The organism is Thomasclavelia sp., from assembly GCF_017889095.1.
Lineage (GTDB): Bacteria > Bacillota_I > Bacilli_A > Erysipelotrichales > Coprobacillaceae > Thomasclavelia.
Genome location: NZ_JAGHEW010000316.1, coordinates 1 through 2517 on the forward strand (window position 1 = coordinate 1; position 2517 = coordinate 2517).

General features: G+C 29.1%; 1 protein-coding gene. It reads right to left on the bottom strand.

Features of this window, described 5'->3' with window-relative positions; all coding sequences use genetic code 11:
* Positions 1-93: 93 nt before the first annotated feature.
* Positions 94-2157, bottom strand: coding sequence for an ATP-binding cassette domain-containing protein (locus tag J7M77_RS13810; RefSeq protein ID WP_296879583.1), 2064 nt, complete (start codon positions 2155-2157; stop codon positions 94-96).
* Between the last annotated feature and the right edge of the window lie 360 nt (positions 2158-2517).

A 2517-nucleotide genomic window follows, 5' to 3' on the forward strand; every position in this document is an offset into this window, starting at 1 on the left:
CTTTCACCGATAATTGCGGTTAAACAGTTGTTTTTTATCTGAAAATTTTGATTTTCAAATAACGTCTTTTGTTTATATCTGATTGTTAGGTTGTTAACTGTGATCATGATCAAAGACCTCCCAAATCATTGGTACGATAAATTGAGTCACTAATACTAGAATAATAGCGGTGATTATCATTTTTAAAGTTAATGGATAATAGATATTTTGAATTTTGGAAACCACATCTAAAATAAATTTTGTTAGAACAACTGAAAGGATAATTGAAATCAGTGTATCCAGTAAATATCCCTGAGCTTTGATCTTAACTAGCTGTCGTTTTTGGCTATAACCCAACTGATTTAACCAGCGGTTAAAAATATGTTCATTTTTGTTTTTTAGATAGTTGACAGCCATAATCAAAAAAGTTATTAAAACAATCAATATGATACTTATCAGTTTTAAAAAGTTTTTTGTTTCAATCAGAGAATTACCAAAAATATTATAGTCATTATATTTCCAATCAACTGTAAAGCCGAGTGCAGTTAATTTGTCAGCTGTACTTTCAACATTTTCAAGTTCATCAATTTTAATAATATAACCGTTAGGCTGCCATGGGGTATAGATCAGAGTTTCTGTTGCTTCGTCGATCGTACATGGACCATTTACGTTGTAATATTCCGTTTTAAACTCATTGCCTTTAGTGCTGTTGCAAAGGTCAATTAAAATTGTTTCCGAAATCAAAAAGGCATTGTCACCGCCAACGATATTATCCATTCCTGATTGATATATTCCGGCAACGGGTAAAGTCATCGTGACTTTTTTAGGAACTATGTCATTGCAGGGAATAAATAGATCATCATTTACCTGATCATCAGCCGATAAGGAAATATAAGTGCTGGTTAATCCAGAAAGATCATAGATTGGAGAACCGATATCAAAAGTCACAGTACTGTTTTTTAGATCATCTTCATTTAAATTATGGCTGGATACAAAATTTTTATGTAAATAAATTCCCTGATGATCATTATTTAAATAGGTAATCGATGGCTTGTTTTGTTTACTGTCACAGTTAAATGATTCAAAAATAATTGTATTATCGTCATCCTGGATATCATAGATTATTTTATCATTGTTTAGGATCTGAAGTTTTGGCGGAATATAGTCAATATCATTTATATTACTGGTATAGATATTTAAAATGATCTTAGGTGTTATTTTTTCAATATGGTCAACCTGACTAATCAAATCCAGTTCTTCATCAGTTATAGGAAAATTATAATTTGATGTATCAAAATCAGGAATCTGTTTATCAATTGCTTTATAAAGCAGTACTTCGTCTGATTCCAGCTTAGAAAGATTATCAAAATAGCTGTTAATAAACTCTTCGTTCATCCAGAAAGCAAAACAGCTAAAAGCAACCGATAAAGACAGCAGTAAATATTTTAAAGCGTTTTTAAATTTATGATGCTTTCTTATTTTGATAAACGGTTTAAACCATAAGATTTGATGTTTATCTAAATGTTTAGTTATTTCCGTCTGATTTTTTATTTTCGCTTTCTTTTCAACCAGTTTTTTATTTTCGATTTCATATAAATGTTCACTAGAAGATATCAGCCGATCATCATGGCTACTAATAATAATGATACATTCTTTTTTATAGTCATTTAAAATATCGATCATTGCCAGGCTTAACTGCTCATTTAAAGCAGCAGTAGGTTCATCAAGCAGCAAAATTTCACTTTGACAAAGGAGGGCATTTATTAAAGCTACTCTTAACTTTTCGCCTCCTGAAAGCTGACTAGGATATAAGTTTAAAGTTTTTTCCAGTTTTAAAGCTGTTATATAATGATCTAAGTTTTTAGATTTTTGATAGATTTGTTGCAACAGATGCCATTGATCTTTGATCTTTAAATCTTCTGGAAATAGGGGTTCTTGACTAATGTAATAAATTTTACCTATAAATTCGTTTTGATTTATAGCTGTAATTTTATTTTTTTGAAAATAATACTCACAAACACCAGAATATTTACTGCTAATAATATCTAATAAAGTACTTTTACCGCTGCCGCTTTTTCCGGCAATAACCGTCAACTCGTTTTTATTTGCATAAAAAGCAGTTTGATCAAAAATAGTTTCTAAGCCAAAGCTAAATGTTAAGTTTTTTAGTTCTAACATTTTTTCACCTCACTAAAAAATTTTTAAGTATTAGAATATTGATTTTTTATACTTAAATTGTCAAAGCAGTTGTAGGAAATAATATTTTTTATTCTTGGTAAATTAAAAGTTTATCTGGTATCTATTTTTAAGCATATTCATTAGCAATGAAAAAAATTTAAAAGCGAAGGATGAATTGAGTAAACAGGACATTCTTCACTGTATTAATTTAGAAATATAATACAATTTTCAATTGGTATAGCAATTAATTAACTAACAGTATAACTGTTTGTATTCATGTTATAATAATATGTTGCTGTTTTAGTACCTGTACTTATTGCTGACATGCTTGCATCACTTCTACGATAAAATTTATAACCC

Coding starts and splice junctions, on each gene's coding strand:
- J7M77_RS13810 (WP_296879583.1), bottom strand. CDS start 2,157: ATGTTAGAACTAAAAAACTTAACATTTAGCTTTGGCTTAGAAACTATT.